This window comes from Bacillus cereus group sp. N8, assembly GCF_016483685.1.
Classification (GTDB): domain Bacteria; phylum Bacillota; class Bacilli; order Bacillales; family Bacillaceae_G; genus Bacillus_A; species Bacillus_A proteolyticus.
The window spans coordinates 656957-674906 of sequence record NZ_JAEHBK010000001.1 but is presented as its reverse complement, the minus strand read 5'-3'; the positions used below and the strand labels follow the sequence as shown (position 1 = coordinate 674906).

Genomic DNA, 17950 nt, shown 5'->3' with positions numbered 1-17950 from the left:
TTATTTTGCATTGAAAAAATGGATAGACATATGTCTATCCATTATTCTTCACGTTTACCTTCTTTATTAATTTCATGTAAAAGTGTATCAATTCGATGACCATATCCGATAGACTCATCAAATTCAAAGGAAATTTCCGGTGTTTTACGAAGACGAATACGTTGGCCAATTTCTGAACGAATGAAGCCTTTTGCCTTCGCTAAACCTTTTAATGTACTTTCTTTCTGTTCTTCATCACCTAAAACAGAAATATATACTGTAGCAATTTGTAAATCTCCACTCACTTGTACATCTGTTACTGTAACAAATCCGACACGTGGATCTTTAATTTTACGACTGATTATGTCGCCTAATTCTTTTTTCATTTGCTCGCCTACACGGTTTGCACGTAATTTCATAACTCTTCACCTCATTCAGTACCATTCCAATTGTGTTATCGTACGTTCAATTTCAGGAAATGAATCGATGTACTCAAGTACACGATTCATTTCTTTTTCACAGATAACACGATTTGAGGATACGGAAACAATTGCAATTTCTGTACGTTGCCATACATCTTGATGCCCTACTTCTGAAACAGCTACGTTATAACGCTGCTTCACACGAGTTAGCACCCTTTGTAAAATTGCTCGTTTCTCTTTTAAAGAATGCACATCGTAAATCATACACTCGAATGAGAGTGAAGCGATAATCATCGCTTCACTTCTTCCATAATGTACGCTTCAATGATGTCCCCTTCTTTAAGATCATTATATCTCTCAATTGTAATACCACACTCATAGTTTTGTGCAACTTCTTTTACGTCGTCTTTGAAACGTTTTAACGTATCAAGTTGTCCTTCGAAGACTACTACGCCATCACGGATAATACGAACGCCACTATCACGTGTAATTTTACCGTCGATTACGTAACAACCTGCGATTGTTCCAACTTTTGTTACTTTGAACGTTTGACGTACTTCCGCTTGACCGATTACTTTTTCTTCGAATTCTGGATCCAGCATACCTTGCATTGCTGATTCGATTTCTTCGATTACTTTATAGATAATACGGTGTAAACGAACATCAACGTTCTCTAATTCAGCTGTACGCTTCGCATTCACATCAGGGCGTACGTTAAATCCAATTATAATTGCATTAGATGCAGAAGCTAAAATAACATCAGATTCTGTAATCGCACCTACGCCTGTATGGATAATTTTCACTTTTACGCCTTCAACATCAATTTTACGAAGTGATGCTGCCATTGCTTCTACAGAACCTTGTACGTCTGCTTTCACAATTAAGTTAATTTCTTTTACATCGCCCTCTTGGATTTGTTGGAATAAATCTTCAAGGCTTAATTTAGATTTCTCACCACGTTGAGCAAGTAACGCTTCTTGTGCACGTGATTCACCGATTTGACGAGCTTTTTTCTCATCAGCGAATGCCATGAAACGATCTCCCGCTTGTGGTACTTCATTTAAACCTGTAATTTCAACAGGAGTTGATGGACCAGCAACTTTTACACGACGACCAATATCACTTACCATCGCACGAACACGACCGAATGATGTTCCAACAACAATTGGATCTCCAACTCGAAGTGTACCGTTTTGAACAAGTAATGTCGCGATAGTTCCTTTACCTTTATCAAGCTGCGCTTCAATTACAGTACCAGTTGCATAGCGATTTGGATTTGCTTTATATTCTTCTACTTCACTCACAAGAAGAATCATTTCTAGCAAGTTGTCAATTCCCTCGCCTTGAATTGCAGAAATTGGTACGAAAATTGTGTCTCCGCCCCAAGCTTCTGGAACTAATTCATATTCTGTTAATTCTTGCATTACACGATCAGGATTTGCCGCTGGTTTATCCATTTTATTCACTGCAACAATAATTGGTACTCCAGCTGCTTTCGCATGGCTAATTGCTTCAACTGTTTGTGGCATAACACCGTCATCAGCTGCAACAACAAGAATTGTAATATCCGTTACTTGCGCACCACGAGCACGCATCGTTGTAAATGCTGCGTGACCAGGCGTATCTAAGAATGTAATTTTTTTATCATTTACATCAACTTGGTATGCACCGATATGCTGAGTAATTCCACCAGCTTCGCCAGCAGTTACTTTTGAATTACGGATAGAGTCAAGCAATGTTGTTTTACCATGGTCAACGTGTCCCATAATTGTAACAACAGCTGGACGCTCTTTTAAGTTTTCTTCATCATCTTGCTCATCGATGAATGTTTCAAATTCAGTTTCACTTACAACTACTTCTTCTTCTACTTCAATACCGTAATCAGTAGCAATTAACTCAATTGTATCTTTATCTAAATCTTGGTTAATTGTTGCCATAATTCCTATCATGAAGAGCTTTTTAATAATTTCAGATGGCTCTTTGCTTAACTTTTTAGCAAGTTCACCTACTGTAAGGCTTCCAGAGAAAGTAATTTTATCTGGTGTTTCTACTATTTGTGTTTGTTGTCTTCCAGCAAAGTTTTCTTGACGTTTGTCTTCATTTCCTTTGCCTTTTTTCTTCTTCTTATTGCTGTTCTTTTTACTGCGAACAACTTTCTCTTCTACTTCAAACTCATCTGCAACAGAAGGTTTTTCTGCCCCAGTGTTATATTGATTATCTAATTTGTTTACTACTTCGTCTTCTAACATTGTCATATGATTCGAAACCTCGATATTCATCTCTTTTAGTTTTGTCATAAGATCTTTACTTGAGATATTATTTTTTTTTGCATATTCATGTACTCGGATTTTACTCATACCTTCACCCCCGGTAATTTGTATCGAGCATGCTACGTAGCTTTTTCGCAAAGCCTTCATCTAATACAGCTACAACGACTCGCTCGTCTCTCCCAATCGCATGCCCTAATTGTTGTCGGTTTTCGACTTTTCTCATTGGTATGTTGTAGTACGTGGTTTTATCAATGATACGTTTTGTAGTGTTCGCTGACGCATCTTCAGAAAGCAATACAAGCTTTGCTTTGCCACTTCGTACTTCTTTTAAAACGAGTTCTTCACCCGAAATAATTTTTCGAGCGCGGTTTGCTAGTCCTAAAAACGATTTCCAATCGGACACTTACTTCGACTCCTTCTCAACAAGCTCAAGAAGCTCTTCGTACAGAGAACTGTCGATTTTCGCTTTTAGATGATGTTCCAAAATATTTTTCTTTTGGGCTTGAATAATGCATTCTTTATCTTTTGACAAATATGCACCTCGTCCTGATTTTTTTCCTGATAAATCAATAGACACTTCGCCCTCTTTGGAACGAACAATGCGAACGAGCTCTCGTTTTGATTTCATCTCTTGCGTCGCAATACATTTTCGTAACGGAACTTTTCGATTGCTCATGCTCATCACCTCTATTCGATTTCGTCTTCAACTGAATCGAATCCGAATGCGATTACGCTATCTTCTTCTGTTACAATACCAAGTTGTTTCGCATCAGACTCACTTTTAATATCAATTTTCCAGCCTGTTAATTTAGCTGCAAGACGTGCATTTTGTCCACGCTTACCAATTGCTAATGAAAGCTGGTGGTCTGGAACAACAACAGTTGTTGCTTTTTCTTCTTCATCTACAAGTACTTTAACAACTTGTGATGGACTTAAAGCATTTGCAACATATTCAACTGGATCATTTGACCAGCGAACGATGTCAATTTTTTCACCTTTTAGTTCATCTACAATGCGTTGTACACGTTGTCCTTTCGGTCCTACACAAGAACCTACTGGATCAACATCGATATTCTCTGCATACACAGAAATTTTCGAACGATCGCCTGCTTCACGCGCTACAGAGCGAATTTCTACAGTTCCATCATAAATTTCTGGAACTTCCATTTCGAATAAACGTTTTAAAAGACCAGGATGTGTACGTGATACGTAAATTTGTGGTCCTTTCGTTGTTTTTTCTACTTTTGTAATAAATACGCGAATACGATCATGTGGTTTATATTGCTCATTTGGCATTTGCTCACTTACAGGTAATAAAGCTTCTACTTTCCCTAAGCTTACATAGATGAAACGAGCATCTTGGCGCTGTACAATACCAACCATAATGTCTTCTTCACGATCACTAAATTCTGAATAAATAACACCACGTTCCGCCTCACGAACTCGTTGTGTTACAACTTGTTTTGCAGTTTGTGCTGCAATACGACCAAAATCTTTTGGCGTTACTTCAATTTCTAGTACGTCGCCATCTTGGTAGTTTGGATTAATTTGTCTTGCCTCTTCTACAGAGATTTCAAGACGTGGATCAAACACATTATCAACAACGTCTTTACGTGCTAAAACTTGAATTGTTCCCACTTCTGGGTTAAAGCTCACACGAACGTTTTGTGCTTGGTTAAAATTGCGTTTATAAGCAGAGATTAATGCTGCTTCAATCGCATCAATAATAATATCTTTGCTAATACCTTTTTCTGACTCTAAAACGAGCAAAGCATCTAACAACTCAGTGCTCATGTAGATCCCCCTTCTTACTAAAACGTAACAGCAAGTCGCGCATTGGCAACTTTATCCATTGGAATTTGGATTTCTTTTTTACGTGTTTTAATTGTTAATAGTAGTGTAATTGTAGTACCGTCGTAGGAAAGTAGCTTTCCTTCAAACATCTTCTCACCATCAATCGGCTCATATGTTTTAATTGCCACTTGTTTCCCTACCGCTTGCTGGAAGTCTTTCTCTTTCTTTAATGGGCGTTCCGCTCCAGGAGATGATACATCCAAAAAGTAAAGATGAGGAATTGGATCCTCTTTATCTAAAGCTTCGCTTAAACGTTCACTTACCGCACCGCATTCTTCAATGTCGACTCCCTTTTCAGAATCGATGAATACGCGTAAGAACCAGTCTTGTCCTTCTTGCACATACTCTACATCTACAAGTTCAAGATTTAACTCTTCAACGATCGGCTGCGCAAATGCTTCTACAACTTCTGTGACTTTCTTATCCATAAACAGCCTCCTTCCTGCCGCCATGTACCATTTACAAGAAAAGATCCCGTTCATTAAGACGGTCTATCTTATTCTTTCTCGTTAGCTAACAAAAGCCCCTGCCGTTAAGCAGGGAATATCTGTCTTAGTATTACCAAATTTAAGAAGTAAAACTTGTAACAAAATATGTATATACGACAGAAATATCTTTACTATCCCATAAATAAAATGTAGATAGTAACACGAAAGAGTGGGTTTCCCCACTCTCTTTTTCACAAAATATACATGACATGGTTATCTCGGTTTATAGTATACCATAGCAAATATTGATTTGCAAAGACTTTTCCTACCTGTTAGAACAGTGATAATTGGTTTTGATCCGGTAAATCTCCTAGACAACCTTGACTATCTAAATACTCAATAATTGTTTTTGAAACCTTACTGCGCTGCTGTAAGTCTTCTTTTGATAGGAAGTCTCCATTTTTACGTGCTTCTACAATACTTAAAGCTGCGTTTGTACCAAGACCAGGCACTGCATTAAATGGAGGAATTAATGAGTCTCCATCAATAATAAATTCTGTTGCATGCGAGCGGTATAAATCAACCTTTTGGAATGAGTATCCACGTTCACACATTTCAAGTGTCATTTCTAGTACAGTTAATAAACTCTTCTCTTTCGGCGCTGCATCCAATCCTTTTTGAGCGATTTCGTCAATTTTTACGCGTATGGATGCTGAACCTTTCGCCATCGCTTCTACATCAAAATCATCTGCACGAACTGTAAAATATGCCGCATAGAATAAAAGTGCAAAATGCACTTTAAAGTATGCGATACGTACAGCCATAAGTACGTAAGCAGCCGCATGGGCTTTAGGGAACATGTATTTAATCTTCTTACATGAATCAATATACCAACCCGGTACATTATTATTTTTCATGTCCTCTTCCCATTCTTCCGGTACACCTTTACCTTTACGAACTGACTCCATGATTTTGAAGGCTAATGACGGATCTAAACCTTGATAAATTAAATATACCATGATGTCATCACGACAACCGATAACTTCACTCAGTGTACAAGTACCATTATAAATTAACTCGTTTGCATTACCGAGCCATACGTCAGTACCATGTGATAGTCCAGAGATTTGGACTAACTCTGAGAATGTCGTTGGTTTTGTCTCTTCTAACATTTGTCTTACGAATTTCGTACCAAACTCTGGTATACCAAGTGTACCTGTTTTACAGTTGATTTGTTCTTCCGTTACCCCTAACGATTCTGGACCAGAGAAAATTTTCATCACTTCTGGATCATCCGTTGGTATTGTTTTTGGATCAATACCACTTAAATCTTGTAACATACGAATAACGGTCGGGTCATCGTGTCCTAGTATATCAAGTTTTAATAAATTATCATGAATTGAGTGGAAATCAAAGTGTGTTGTTCTCCACTCAGCCCCTATTGAATCCGCCGGAAACTGTATTGGTGAGAAATCAAAGATGTCCATGTAATCTGGCACAACGATAATACCACCTGGATGCTGTCCAGTTGTACGTTTTACACCCGTACATCCTGAAACTAAACGATCAATCTCTGCATTTCGAATCGTTAAATTATGATCATTTGCATAACCTTTTACATATCCATAAGCAGTTTTTTCCGCAACCGTACCAATCGTTCCAGCACGATATACATAATCTTCACCAAACAATACTTTCGTATAGTTATGGGCACGTGGTTGGTATTCCCCAGAAAAGTTCAGATCGATATCGGGCACCTTATCTCCTTTAAATCCAAGGAACGTTTCGAACGGAATATCGTGGCCATCTTTTACATATGACACATTACAGGTTGGACAGTCTTTATCTGGCAAGTCAAAACCAGAACCAACCGAACCGTCATTAAAGAATTCTGATTGCTTACACTTTGGACATACATAATGTGGTGGTAATGGGTTTACTTCTGTAATTTCCATCATCGTTGCAACAAATGATGACCCTACCGACCCACGCGAACCTACTAGATAGCCGTCGACTAACGATTTTTTCACAAGCTTATGCGAAATTAAATAAATAACGGCGAATCCATGTCCAATAATACTTTTCAATTCTTTTTCCAAACGAGCTTCTACAATTTCCGGTAGCTCTTCACCATAAATGCTACGCGCCATTTTATAACTCATATCACGCGTTTCATCATCGGCACCTTCAATCTTCGGTGTGTATAAATCATCTTTTACTGGATGAACATCACCAATTAACGATGCAATCTTTTGTGTATTCGTTACTACAATTTCTTTCGCTGTGTCTTCACCTAAGAATGAAAAACACTCTAACATTTCATCTGTTGTACGGAAATGTACAGGCGGTAATGAATGACGATTTAATGGATTTGCTCCACCCTGCGAACTGACTAAAATTTTACGATACATTGCATCCTCTGGTTCTAAATAATGCACGTTCCCTGTAGCAACAACTGGTTTGTCTAACGTCTCACCTAGCTTTACTAAGTTAGAAATAATTGTTTTTAATTGTCCTTCATCTCTAACAAGTTCACGTTCTACTAAATGACGTAACACCTCTGGAGGCATAACCTCAATATAATCATAAAACTGTGCAATTTCTTCTACTTCTTCAGGTGCTTTTTGCATCATCGCTTCAAACACTTCACCTTTATCACAAGCCGTTCCAACTATAATACCTTCACGATATTTTTTTAATAGTGATCGTGGCACACGTGGTACACGGTAAAAGTAATTAAGATGAGAATATGAAACAAGTTTATATAAGTTCTTCAATCCAACGTCTGATGTAGCAAGTAATGTCATATGACTTGGGCGCCCTCGTTTATATGCATCCCCTTGTCCCATACTATCGTTTAATTGATCGTGATATTCAAATCCCTTTTCAATCACATCTTTTAACATTTTTACAAGTAAATATCCCGTTGCTTCTGTATCATAAATCGCACGGTGATGTTGTGTTAATTCAATATCGAGCTTTTTACACATCGTATTTAATCGATGGTTTTTCATTTCTGGGAATAAGAACCGTGCAAGTTCTAACGTATCAACAACTGGGTTTTTCGTTTTTTCTAGCCCTGCTTTTTTAAAGCCTACGTTAATGAATCCCATATCAAAGCTTGCATTATGAGCAACAAGAGTATGGTCACCCATCCATTCCTCAAACTTTTTAAATACTTCGTCCACTTCTGGCGCATCAGTTAACATATCATCTGTAATACCTGTTAATTCAATAATTGTCGCAGATAATGGTTGATGCGGATTTGCGAAAGATTCAAAGCGGTCAATAATTTCGCCACCTTTTACCTTTACAGCAGCTAACTCAATAACTGTATCATATACAGCCGATAAACCTGTCGTCTCAACGTCGAAAACAACATACGTTTCCTCTGCAAGTAGACGATGTGCTTCGTTATATGCTATCGGTACACCATCATTAACTAAATTAGCCTCTACACCATATATAACTTTAACCCCAGCCTTTTTACCCGCAGAATATGCCTCTGGGAAAGACTGAGCAACGGCGTGATCTGTAACTGCAATTGCCTCATGCCCCCATTTCCCTGCTTGAGCAACAAGCTTAGAAACAGGAGTAACAGCATCCATTTGGCTCATCGGTGTGTGAAGGTGCAGCTCTACACGTTTTTCGCCTTCTGGCGCTTTATCTTTACGTGAAGGACCTGTTATTTCATTAATATCATTTGCAATCATTACTAAATCTCGAACAAACGTATCATTTTGGACAGAACCACGCGCTTTCACCCACATTCCTTTTTTCAAGGATTGCAGCATCGGAATATCTTCTTTGTCACGTGAGAACATTTTTATCATAATAGAATCTGTATAATCCGTTATTTTTAAAGTTAATAACGTACGTCCACTACGAAGCTCTTTTGTTTCTACATGGAAGACATACCCTTGAACTGTTTTTCTTCTTTCTTCATCTTGAATTTCTCGCATCGGTGTAATCTCTTCATCTGGCTTAATAAGATACCCGAGTGTGATCGGCCCTTCATGCACAACGCTACTTTCTTCAGCTTGCTTCTTCGCCATTTCTTCCATAGCTTGTATTACACGCTCTCGGTCTTCTTGCTGAGTTTGCTCACGAAACTTTTGCATTTCTTCTGTATTTTGCTTTATATGTGTGTCTAGCTGAAAACGTGGGAATCCAAAAGCTTCATATTGATCACCTACTGGTTTCGCAACATTTTTCTTTAAAGCAGTAGATTCAAGATCATTATTCACATTTATTAGCAGCTTCACGCCATTAACCTGCGGAAGTTGCTTCTTTAAGTACGCAAACATAGGTGAAAATGTAATTCGTTCCGTACAAAGCGGCCAATACGCCTTTACTTCTTCTTCTGTAAATTGTTTATTCTCTGTTTCTAATGCAAATGTTGTTCTTGCAATATGAGAAAATGATTGCTTAAGCTTCGTTTCTAGCAATTCATATAATTCTGTCGGCAAAATACGTGGCACTTGTAAATCAAAATGCCAACTTTTATTCGCTTTATCAATAACTAGCCTTTCAATACCACCGCCATGTAAATATTGATTTATAAGGTCTTCTGGTATTTGCAACTGTTGGAGCAAAATTTGAAATCGCTCTTGTTGTTCATTTGTTAATGACATAAGCACTCTCCTTCCATTTGCTATTATAAATTGAAACGTACTACAAAGAAAGATTTCTCCCTTCTTCTTTTACAAAATACGTTTACAAAGAAAGAGAAGGTACCTCGTAACGAGGTACCCCTTCTTATTTTAAAATATTAGCAATATATGTTTGAAGTTCTTCTACTTTCACTTCTTCAGATTCGCCTGTAGCACGTACTTTCACTTCTACAATACCTTCATCTGCTTTTTTACCCACTGTGACACGAACTGGAAGACCGAATAAATCTGCATCTGCAAATTTCACACCTGCACGTTCTGCTCGATCATCTAGTAATACTTCGTATCCTTGTTCTTGTAATGAGCTGTAGATATTTTCACCCATTTCACGTTGTACATCAGATTTCATATTTACTGGAATTACATGCACATGGAATGGTGCGACAGCTTTTGGCCAAACTAAACCGTTCTCGTCATTGAACTGTTCTGCAATGGCTGCCACTGTACGAGATACACCAATGCCGTAACAACCCATAATAAGTGGTTTTGTTTTCCCATTTTCATCTAGGAACGTTGCTTGCATTGCCTCACTATAACGAGTTCCTAATTTGAACACATGACCAACTTCAATTCCGCGTGCGAAAAGAATTGTTCCATTTCCATCTGGAGATTGGTCTCCTTCTTGGATGAAGCGTAAATCTGTATATTGACTTACTTTAAAGTCACGTTCTGGATTTACATTTACATAATGGAATCCTTCTTCATTCGCTCCTGAACATCCGTTTACAATTGATGCTACAGCATGGTCAGCAATAATTTCTACATCGCCTGTCACACCAATCGGTCCTAATGAACCAATTTCACAATTTAATAACTCTTTTACTTCTTCATGGGAAGCAAGTTCAACAACTGAAGCGCCGTATACATTTTTCACTTTTACATCGTTTACTTCATGATCACCACGAACAAGTACAACTACTAATTTCTCATCTACTTTAAATACCATAGACTTAATGCATTTTTCCGCTGCAATATTTAAGAATGCAGATACTTCTTCAATAGCCTTTTGATCTGGTGTTGCTACTTTTTCAAGTGCCTTTTCTTCTTCGTCACTCTTTGTATACGTTGCTACAACAGGAGCCATTTCGATGTTTGCTGCATAATCAGATGTATCAGAGTATGCGATTGTATCTTCCCCAACATCAGATAATACCATAAATTCATGTGTATCTTTTCCGCCCATTGCTCCAGAATCAGCAATAACCGCACGGAAATTCAAACCACAACGAGCAAAAATGTTAGAGTATGCTTTGTATAAGCGATCGTACACTTCATCTAAGCTCTCTTGTGTAGCATGGAAAGAGTATGCATCTTTCATTAGAAACTCTCTTCCACGTAATAAACCGAAACGAGGTCTTTGCTCATCACGGAATTTTGTTTGAATTTGGTATAATGTTAACGGCAATTTTTTATATGATTTCACTTCATCACGCACAAGATCCGTAATTACTTCCTCATGTGTCGCTCCTAATGCAAACTCACGAGAGTTACGATCTTTCATACGCATTAATTCAGATCCATAAGAATACCAACGACCTGACTCTTGCCATAATTCTGCAGCTTGCATAGCCGGCATTAATAATTCTACAGCTCCTGCGCGCTCCATTTCTTCTCGAACGATACGTTCTACTTTGTGTAATACTTTTAAACCAAATGGTAGAAAACTATAAATACCAGAAGCATTTTGACGCATAAAACCTGCGCGAAGTAATAGTTGATGACTCTTAATTTCAGCATCAGCTGGAACTTCACGTAATGTAGGACTGAATACCATACTTTGTTTCATATATTTGCACCTCTTCATTTTACTCTTATACGCAGTAAAACCCCTCACCTCGAATTAGGTGAGGGATTTCATTCTACGAGCTCTATTTCATTATAAGTTTCATTCTATTTTACAAGAAAAACTTACGAATGTCATTCCATGTTACAACTAACATTAATAACATTAATAATGCAAAACCAATAAAGTGAACCATTCCTTCTTTTTGACGGTCAATTGGTTTCCCTCGTAACGCTTCAATTAAGAAGAAGAATAAACGTCCACCGTCTAAAGCTGGAACTGGTAATAAATTAAATAAACCAAGGTTAATACTTAATACTGCTGCTAAATTTAATACACGCGTAAATCCATAATCTACAACTTGATCTGTAAGATTATAAATTCCTACTGGACCTGACAACTCATTAATAGAGAATTGACCAGTTACTAATTTCACAAGCGACTCAAAAATTATTTTTGTCCATTGGTATGTTTGTTCAAAACCTGATTTAATAGAACCCATTACTGTTTTCTCTACTGGAGTGTAAACACCAATTCTACCCACTTCTTCTTTACCATCTTTATCGAGTGTTGGCGTTACTTTCACATTAAGCTGTTCATTATCACGCTTTACGTGTAACGTAATTTCTTTATTCGGGTTTGCACGTACAATGGTAACAACATCTTTCCATGTACTTGTGTTTTTCCCATCAATTGCTTGAATTGTATCATTTTCTTTTAATCCAGCTTGCTCTGCAGCACTATTCTCCATTACTTTTCCGACCATTGGCTTGTCAATAGGAACCCCTTGTACAAATCCAAGAATCACAAAAATAACAAATGCTAAAATGAAGTTCATTGCAGGACCCGCAAAGATTGTTAAAGCGCGTTGCCCCAGTTTTTTTGAGCCAAATTGTCTATTATACGGAGCGATTTGAATTTCTTCTCCCGCAGTAATAATACGAGCCTTTTCATTCACACGGAACGTTTGAAGATCTTCCTCGTACTCTTCATAGCCCGAAATTGTTAGATTATGCTCTAAATCAGCTTGTTCGACTTCAATGACACGAACATTTGGATACTTTTCATACCCATCAAAAACTAATTTCACAACTTCGTCTTTTTCATTTAGTACAAGGCCAACCTTTTTGCCGGGCTTTAACTCAACTGTGTCTGCATCCTCGCCAGCCATTCTTACATAGCCACCAAGGGGCAGTAATCGAATCGTATACACCGTTTCATTCTTTTCAAATGAGAATATTTTCGGACCAAAACCAATTGCAAACTCGCGGCATAAAATACCTGCTCTTTTTGCGAAATATAGATGTCCTAGCTCATGGAAAAATACGAGTGCACCGAAAATTAATATAAAGGCAATCGCTGTATTCAATTCCATAACCACCTTTGCTAAATTTGTTCCATCACAAACCGTCTTGTGGCTGCATCAATTTCCAGAATTTCCTCTAAGCTCGGTCGTGCAATAACATTGTGATGGTGCATTGCTTTTTCAATGAGGTCTTCCACTGTTAAGAAACCAATTCTCTTTTGTAAAAAAGCTTCAACAGCTATCTCATTGGCTGCATTCATTACAGCTGGCATACTTCCACCTGCTTTCCCAGCTTCATACGCAAAACGTAGGCAACGGAAACGTTCTTGATTCATTTTCTCAAAATGCAATGTTCCCATTTCCCATAAATTTAACTGTTTTGTGTCTGAAAGAGGTAATCTGTCAGGATATGTAAGTGCGTATTGAATTGGTACTCGCATATCCGGTGAGCCAAGCTGCGCCATTACACTACGGTCTTCAAATTCAACCATAGAATGGATAATACTTTCTTTATGTAAAACAACATCAATTTGCTCGTAAGGGATACCAAAAAGCCAATGTGCTTCAATTACTTCTAGTCCCTTATTCATCATTGTAGCAGAATCAATTGTAATTTTCGAACCCATTGACCAGTTTGGATGTCGAAGCGCATCTTCTACGGTCACATGATGCAATTCATCCCTCGTTTTATCACGGAAACTTCCACCAGAAGCCGTTATAATGAGTCGAGAAATTCTTTTTTCATTTTCACCATTCAAGCATTGAAAAATAGCTGAATGTTCACTATCTACTGGAAGTAACGAAACGTTATGTTTTCGTGCCGCTTCCATTACAAGATGCCCTGCAGTTACTAACGTTTCTTTGTTTGCAATTCCAATTGTTTTTTTCGCCTCAATTGCACGCAGTGTTGGTAACAACCCTACACTACCTACAACAGCATTTACTACAATCTCCGCATCTGGATGTAATGCTACTTCTAAAAGCCCTTCACTACCATATACAATTTTTGTATTACCAGAAACAGCTTGTAATTTTAAAACATCTTCTTCTCTTTGCACAGAGACGATTTGCGGAGAAAATTCTTGAATTACCTTTACTGCGTAGTCAATGTTTTTCCCTACAGAAAAAGCAACGAGACGGAATTGGTCTGGGTGCGAGCGTAATACATCTAAAGTTTGTGTACCGATTGATCCGCTTGCACCTAATAAACTTATGTTTTTCATGACTCCAACCCCTCGTTCATTTATTAATTATATTGTAATAAAAAATAGAGAATTGGTAAAACAAATAACCAACTATCTGTTCGATCTAATATTCCACCATGTCCAGGTAAAATTGTACCTGAATCCTTTACACCATAATGGCGCTTAAATGCAGATTGCACTAAATCACCAATTTGTCCAAAAATAGAAATGATAATCGTCAGAACGATTAAAATCCCTACATTCGCTTCAACCGGGAAGAACATATTGTACACAAGTGCAACAACAATTCCACAAACGATTCCGCCTAATGAACCTTCAATCGTTTTATTTGGACTAATTTCCGGCCACAATTTTCTCTTTCCTACTGCTTTCCCTACGAAATATGCGCCTGAATCAGTAGCCCATATAACAAATAATGCGCAAAACACATATTTAATTCCTAATATTCTCGTTTCATTTAAATATAAGAATCCCATTGCCACATATGTCGTTGCCATTAGTAAAAAGGAAGCATTATCAAAAGTAAATGTATTCTTAGAAAGGACTGTATATGATAAAAGTAATAAAACAATCACAAATGTGATTTCTAATTTACCTAATCCAATCCACGTAAACAGTTCTGATGCACTACTTGGGATTAAAATAATCCACAATAATATTGCAGCTAAAACTGTTGGTACTGAAATAATCGTAAGCTTATTCATACGAATTAATTCATATAAACCTATAGAAGCAAGTGCATACACTAAAACCGTAAAAGGCACGCCACCGTAAATTACGATGGGAATGAATAGCGCGGCAGCAATCACTCCAGTAATAATTCTCTGTTTCACTACCAAACCCTCTCTTTCTACACGCCTCCGAACCTGCGCCCTCTATGCTGAAAATCTGTAATCGCATTTAGCAAATGTTCTTCGGTAAAATCTGGCCAATACACATCTGTAAACCAAAATTCCGAATAAGCAATTTGCCATAACATGAAATTACTAATACGTAGCTCTCCGCTTGTACGGATTAACAACTCTGGATCAGGTAAAGAATTCGTCATTAAGTAAGAAGAAATCATTTCTTCACTTATTTCTTCAGCACGAATTTTCCCTTCCTCACTATCTTTCATCATATGTTGCACAGCAGAAACGATTTCATCTCGACTTCCATAGTTTAACGCGAAATTAAGAATTAATCCCGTATTCTCTTTCGTATCTTCCATGGCTTTTTCCATCGCTCTGCGCGTATGCGTAGGAAGACGATCTTGTTGCCCTATTACTCGGACTTGTACGTTTTCTTCAATTAATTCTGGCAAAAATGTACCTAGAAATTCCTCTGGAAGCTTCATCAAATAATCAACTTCCTTTTTCGGTCTTTTCCAGTTCTCAGTCGAAAAAGCATAAAGAGTTAATACTTTCACACCAAGCTTACTTGCAAATTTTGTTATTTTTTTCACAACTTGCATGCCTTCATGATGTCCAGCAATGCGAGGCATCGCTCTCCTCTTTGCCCATCTTCCATTACCATCCATAATGATGGCAATATGTTCTGGGATATATCCTTTTTTCACTTCTTCAATGAGATGATCAAACGATGTGACCTTTTTACCTTTAAAAAAAGGAAACTTTTTAAACATCATTCATACCCTCCAACAAGCAGACGTATGCCTAAAAGTGTAAAAAGACCCCCTTAAGAAGAGGGTCATATTTGCGAAGTTATCGCTATTACACTTCCATGATTTCTTTTTCTTTGTTTTTTGCGATTTCGTCAACTTTTGCAATATATTTGTCTGTTTCTTTTTGGATATCTTCAGTATATCCTCTTAAATCATCTTCTGTAATATCTCCAGCTTTTTCAAGCTTCTTAAGATCGTCATTACCATCACGACGTACGTTACGAACAGCTACTTTTGCTTCTTCAGCATATTTTTTCACAACTTTAACAAGATCACGACGACGCTCTTCTGTTAATGCAGGGAATGCAATACGAATTACAGTTCCATCATTAGAAGGATTTAAGCCTAAATCTGCTTTTAAAATTGCTTTTTCGATATCACCGATAGAAGTTTTATCATAAGGCTGAATTACAAGTAAACGTGCTTCTGGAACTGTGATGTTCGCTAATTGCACAACTGGTGTTGGTGCACCGTAGTAATCAACTTGTACCTTATCTAATACAGATGAGCTTGCACGACCAGCGCGAACTGTTGCTAATTCACGAGAATACGCTGCAACTGCTTTTTCCATTTTTTCATTTGAAGACTTCAATACTTGTTGTCCCATATTTATTTCCCCCTTACAACTGTTCCAATATTTTCGCCTAAAACGGCACGTTTAATGTTACCTTTTTCCATAACCGAGAATACAATTAATGGAATATCGTTATCCATACATAAAGAAGAAGCTGTAGAATCCATTACACCTAAACCTTCTTTTAATACATCTAAGTAAGTAAGTGTTTCGTATTTTGTAGCTGTTGGGTCAATAGATGGATCCGCACTATATACGCCATCCACATTATTTTTCGCCATTAAAATAACGTCCGCTTCGATTTCCGCTGCACGTAATGCTGCCGTTGTGTCTGTAGAGAAGTACGGATTACCTGTACCTGCGGCAAAGATCACAACACGTTTTTTCTCTAAGTGACGAATCGCTTTACGACGAATGTAAGGCTCTGCAACCTGACGCATTTCGATTGAAGTTTGGACACGAGTTTGAATACCAATGTTCTCTAAGCTATCTTGAAGAGCTAATGAGTTCATAACTGTTGCTAACATACCCATGTAATCTGCTCCAGCACGATCCATTCCCATTTCACTTCCGATTTTTCCACGCCAAATGTTTCCGCCACCAACAACAACAGCAACTTCTACATCAAGTTCTGCAATTTCCTTCACTTGTTCTGCAACTGATTTAATAACAGCTGGGTTAATTCCAAATCCTTGTTCGCCAGCTAACGCTTCTCCGCTTAGCTTTAATACGACACGATTATATTTCGGTTTACTCATAATGAACCTCCAATTGCTTACATCTTTATTTTAAAAAAGGGAACACAAAGTGTTCCCTAATCTGTATTAGTTGCTACCTTTTACTTGGTTCATTACTTCTTCAGCAAAGTTGTCTTCGCGTTTTTCGATACCTTCACCAACAGCGTAGCGAACGAATCCTTTTAATGTTCCGCCTTTAGACTCAACGAACTGACGAACTTTCATATCAGGGTTTTTAACGAACGCTTGGTCAAGTAAGCAAATTTCTTCGAAGAATTTGCCAAGACGGCCTTCAACCATTTTTGCAACGATTTTTTCAGGCTTGCCTTCGTTTAAAGCTTGTTGTGTTAATACTTGACGCTCATGCTCAACTTCTTCAGCTGTTACAGCATCGCGGTCGATGTATTTAGGGTTAACTGCTGCGATGTGCATTGCTACATCTTTAGCAGCTGCTTCGTCAGTAGAACCTTCAAGAACTGTTAATACACCAATACGTCCACCCATGTGTAGGTAAGCGCCAAATGCATCAGCATCAGTTTTTGATACGATTTCGAAACGACGAAGTGTAAGTTTTTCACCAATTTTAGCGATTGCTTCGTTGATGTGCTCTTCTACTGTTTTGCCGCCTTCGATTGTTTGAGCCATAGCTTCTTCAATGTTAGCTGGTTTGTTAGCTAATAAGTGAGCAGCTAATTCTTTAATTAATGCTTGGAAACCTTCGTTTTTCGCAACGAAATCAGTTTCAGAGTTTAATTCTAAGATTAAACCTTCGTTACCGTTTGTTTCGATGAAAGTTAAACCTTCAGCAGCGATACGGTCTGCTTTTTTAGCAGCTTTCGCAATACCTTTTTCACGTAAGAAGTCAATTGCTTTCTCCATGTCGCCATTAGTTTCAGTTAAAGCTTTTTTGCAGTCCATCATACCTGCGCCTGTTTTTTCACGAAGTTCTTTTACCATTTGTGCAGTGATTGCCATGTTTTTCATCCTCCTAAAATATGTATTTATACCTTTTAAAAAGGTGTTTATACCTTAAAAAAGGTGATAAAAGGCCGAACC

At 37.8% G+C, this 17950-nt stretch carries 16 protein-coding genes; all 16 read right to left on the bottom strand.

Going from position 1 to position 17950, the window contains the following annotated elements:
- Nucleotides 1-41 precede the first annotated feature (41 nt).
- The 16 genes from rbfA to tsf all read right to left on the bottom strand — a co-directional run bounded on the left by rbfA (nt 42) and on the right by tsf (nt 17869).
- Nucleotides 42-398 carry a 30S ribosome-binding factor RbfA gene (rbfA, locus tag JDS80_RS03615; RefSeq protein ID WP_000776443.1) on the bottom strand — a complete coding sequence of 119 codons (357 nt, stop codon included), beginning with the start codon at nt 396-398 and terminating at the stop codon, nt 42-44.
- A 15-nt stretch (nt 399-413) separates the two neighbouring features.
- Nucleotides 414-695 (bottom strand): DUF503 domain-containing protein, encoded by a 282-nt coding sequence (locus tag JDS80_RS03610; protein ID WP_000582364.1) that lies wholly within the window; start codon nt 693-695, stop codon nt 414-416.
- Complete coding sequence (gene infB, locus JDS80_RS03605) at nt 692-2758, bottom strand: translation initiation factor IF-2 (RefSeq protein WP_071746778.1); 2067 nt, start codon at nt 2756-2758, stop codon at nt 692-694. Before infB ends, JDS80_RS03610 begins: the two co-directional genes overlap by 4 nt.
- Nucleotides 2759-2762: 4 nt before the next feature.
- Nucleotides 2763-3074, bottom strand: coding sequence for a YlxQ family RNA-binding protein (locus JDS80_RS03600; RefSeq protein WP_001286519.1), 312 nt, complete (start codon nt 3072-3074; stop codon nt 2763-2765).
- A complete protein-coding gene (gene rnpM / locus JDS80_RS03595; protein WP_000071123.1) occupies nt 3075-3347 on the bottom strand; it encodes an RNase P modulator RnpM in 273 nt (90 codons plus the stop codon).
- An 11-nt stretch (nt 3348-3358) separates the two neighbouring features.
- A complete protein-coding gene (gene nusA / locus JDS80_RS03590; RefSeq protein WP_000102601.1) occupies nt 3359-4465 on the bottom strand; it encodes a transcription termination factor NusA in 1107 nt (368 codons plus the stop codon).
- 17 nt (nt 4466-4482) lie between these two features.
- Entirely contained in the window at nt 4483-4953 is a 471-nt protein-coding gene (rimP, locus tag JDS80_RS03585) for a ribosome maturation factor RimP (RefSeq protein ID WP_000359098.1), read from the bottom strand.
- A gap of 332 nt (nt 4954-5285) precedes the next feature.
- On the bottom strand, nt 5286-9587 hold the full coding sequence (locus tag JDS80_RS03580) for a PolC-type DNA polymerase III (protein WP_071746779.1): 4302 nt from the start codon (nt 9585-9587) through the stop codon (nt 5286-5288).
- 124 nt (nt 9588-9711) lie between these two features.
- Complete coding sequence (locus tag JDS80_RS03575) at nt 9712-11412, bottom strand: proline--tRNA ligase (protein ID WP_071771499.1); 1701 nt, start codon at nt 11410-11412, stop codon at nt 9712-9714.
- Nucleotides 11413-11521: 109 nt separating this feature from the next.
- Nucleotides 11522-12778: an RIP metalloprotease RseP gene (gene rseP, locus JDS80_RS03570; protein WP_071746781.1), complete on the bottom strand. Its 1257-nt coding sequence runs from the start codon at nt 12776-12778 to the stop codon at nt 11522-11524.
- Nucleotides 12779-12795: 17 nt separating this feature from the next.
- The gene (gene dxr, locus JDS80_RS03565) at nt 12796-13938 is read right to left on the bottom strand and encodes a 1-deoxy-D-xylulose-5-phosphate reductoisomerase (protein ID WP_071746782.1); all 1143 of its coding nucleotides are present in this window, start codon (nt 13936-13938) and stop codon (nt 12796-12798) included.
- A 23-nt stretch (nt 13939-13961) separates the two neighbouring features.
- Complete coding sequence (cdsA, locus tag JDS80_RS03560; protein ID WP_071746783.1) at nt 13962-14753, bottom strand: phosphatidate cytidylyltransferase; 792 nt, start codon at nt 14751-14753, stop codon at nt 13962-13964.
- Between the two features lie 17 nt (nt 14754-14770).
- The gene (gene uppS, locus JDS80_RS03555) at nt 14771-15547 is read right to left on the bottom strand and encodes an isoprenyl transferase (protein WP_071746784.1); all 777 of its coding nucleotides are present in this window, start codon (nt 15545-15547) and stop codon (nt 14771-14773) included.
- An 85-nt stretch (nt 15548-15632) separates the two neighbouring features.
- Entirely contained in the window at nt 15633-16190 is a 558-nt protein-coding gene (gene frr / locus JDS80_RS03550) for a ribosome recycling factor (protein WP_000531504.1), read from the bottom strand.
- A gap of 2 nt (nt 16191-16192) precedes the next feature.
- A complete protein-coding gene (pyrH, locus tag JDS80_RS03545; RefSeq protein ID WP_000042662.1) occupies nt 16193-16915 on the bottom strand; it encodes a UMP kinase in 723 nt (240 codons plus the stop codon).
- 66 nt (nt 16916-16981) lie between these two features.
- Nucleotides 16982-17869 (bottom strand): translation elongation factor Ts, encoded by an 888-nt coding sequence (tsf, locus tag JDS80_RS03540; RefSeq protein ID WP_001018584.1) that lies wholly within the window; start codon nt 17867-17869, stop codon nt 16982-16984.
- Nucleotides 17870-17950 lie beyond the last annotated feature (81 nt).

Coding starts and splice junctions, on each gene's coding strand:
- rbfA (WP_000776443.1), bottom strand. CDS start 398: ATGAAATTACGTGCAAACCGTGTAGGCGAGCAAATGAAAAAAGAATTA.
- JDS80_RS03610 (WP_000582364.1), bottom strand. CDS start 695: ATGATTATCGCTTCACTCTCATTCGAGTGTATGATTTACGATGTGCAT.
- infB (WP_071746778.1), bottom strand. CDS start 2,758: ATGAGTAAAATCCGAGTACATGAATATGCAAAAAAAAATAATATCTCA.
- rnpM (WP_000071123.1), bottom strand. CDS start 3,347: ATGAGCAATCGAAAAGTTCCGTTACGAAAATGTATTGCGACGCAAGAG.
- nusA (WP_000102601.1), bottom strand. CDS start 4,465: ATGAGCACTGAGTTGTTAGATGCTTTGCTCGTTTTAGAGTCAGAAAAA.
- rimP (WP_000359098.1), bottom strand. CDS start 4,953: ATGGATAAGAAAGTCACAGAAGTTGTAGAAGCATTTGCGCAGCCGATC.
- JDS80_RS03580 (WP_071746779.1), bottom strand. CDS start 9,587: ATGTCATTAACAAATGAACAACAAGAGCGATTTCAAATTTTGCTCCAA.
- JDS80_RS03575 (WP_071771499.1), bottom strand. CDS start 11,412: ATGAAACAAAGTATGGTATTCAGTCCTACATTACGTGAAGTTCCAGCT.
- dxr (WP_071746782.1), bottom strand. CDS start 13,938: ATGAAAAACATAAGTTTATTAGGTGCAAGCGGATCAATCGGTACACAA.
- uppS (WP_071746784.1), bottom strand. CDS start 15,547: ATGATGTTTAAAAAGTTTCCTTTTTTTAAAGGTAAAAAGGTCACATCG.
- frr (WP_000531504.1), bottom strand. CDS start 16,190: ATGGGACAACAAGTATTGAAGTCTTCAAATGAAAAAATGGAAAAAGCA.
- pyrH (WP_000042662.1), bottom strand. CDS start 16,915: ATGAGTAAACCGAAATATAATCGTGTCGTATTAAAGCTAAGCGGAGAA.
- tsf (WP_001018584.1), bottom strand. CDS start 17,869: ATGGCAATCACTGCACAAATGGTAAAAGAACTTCGTGAAAAAACAGGC.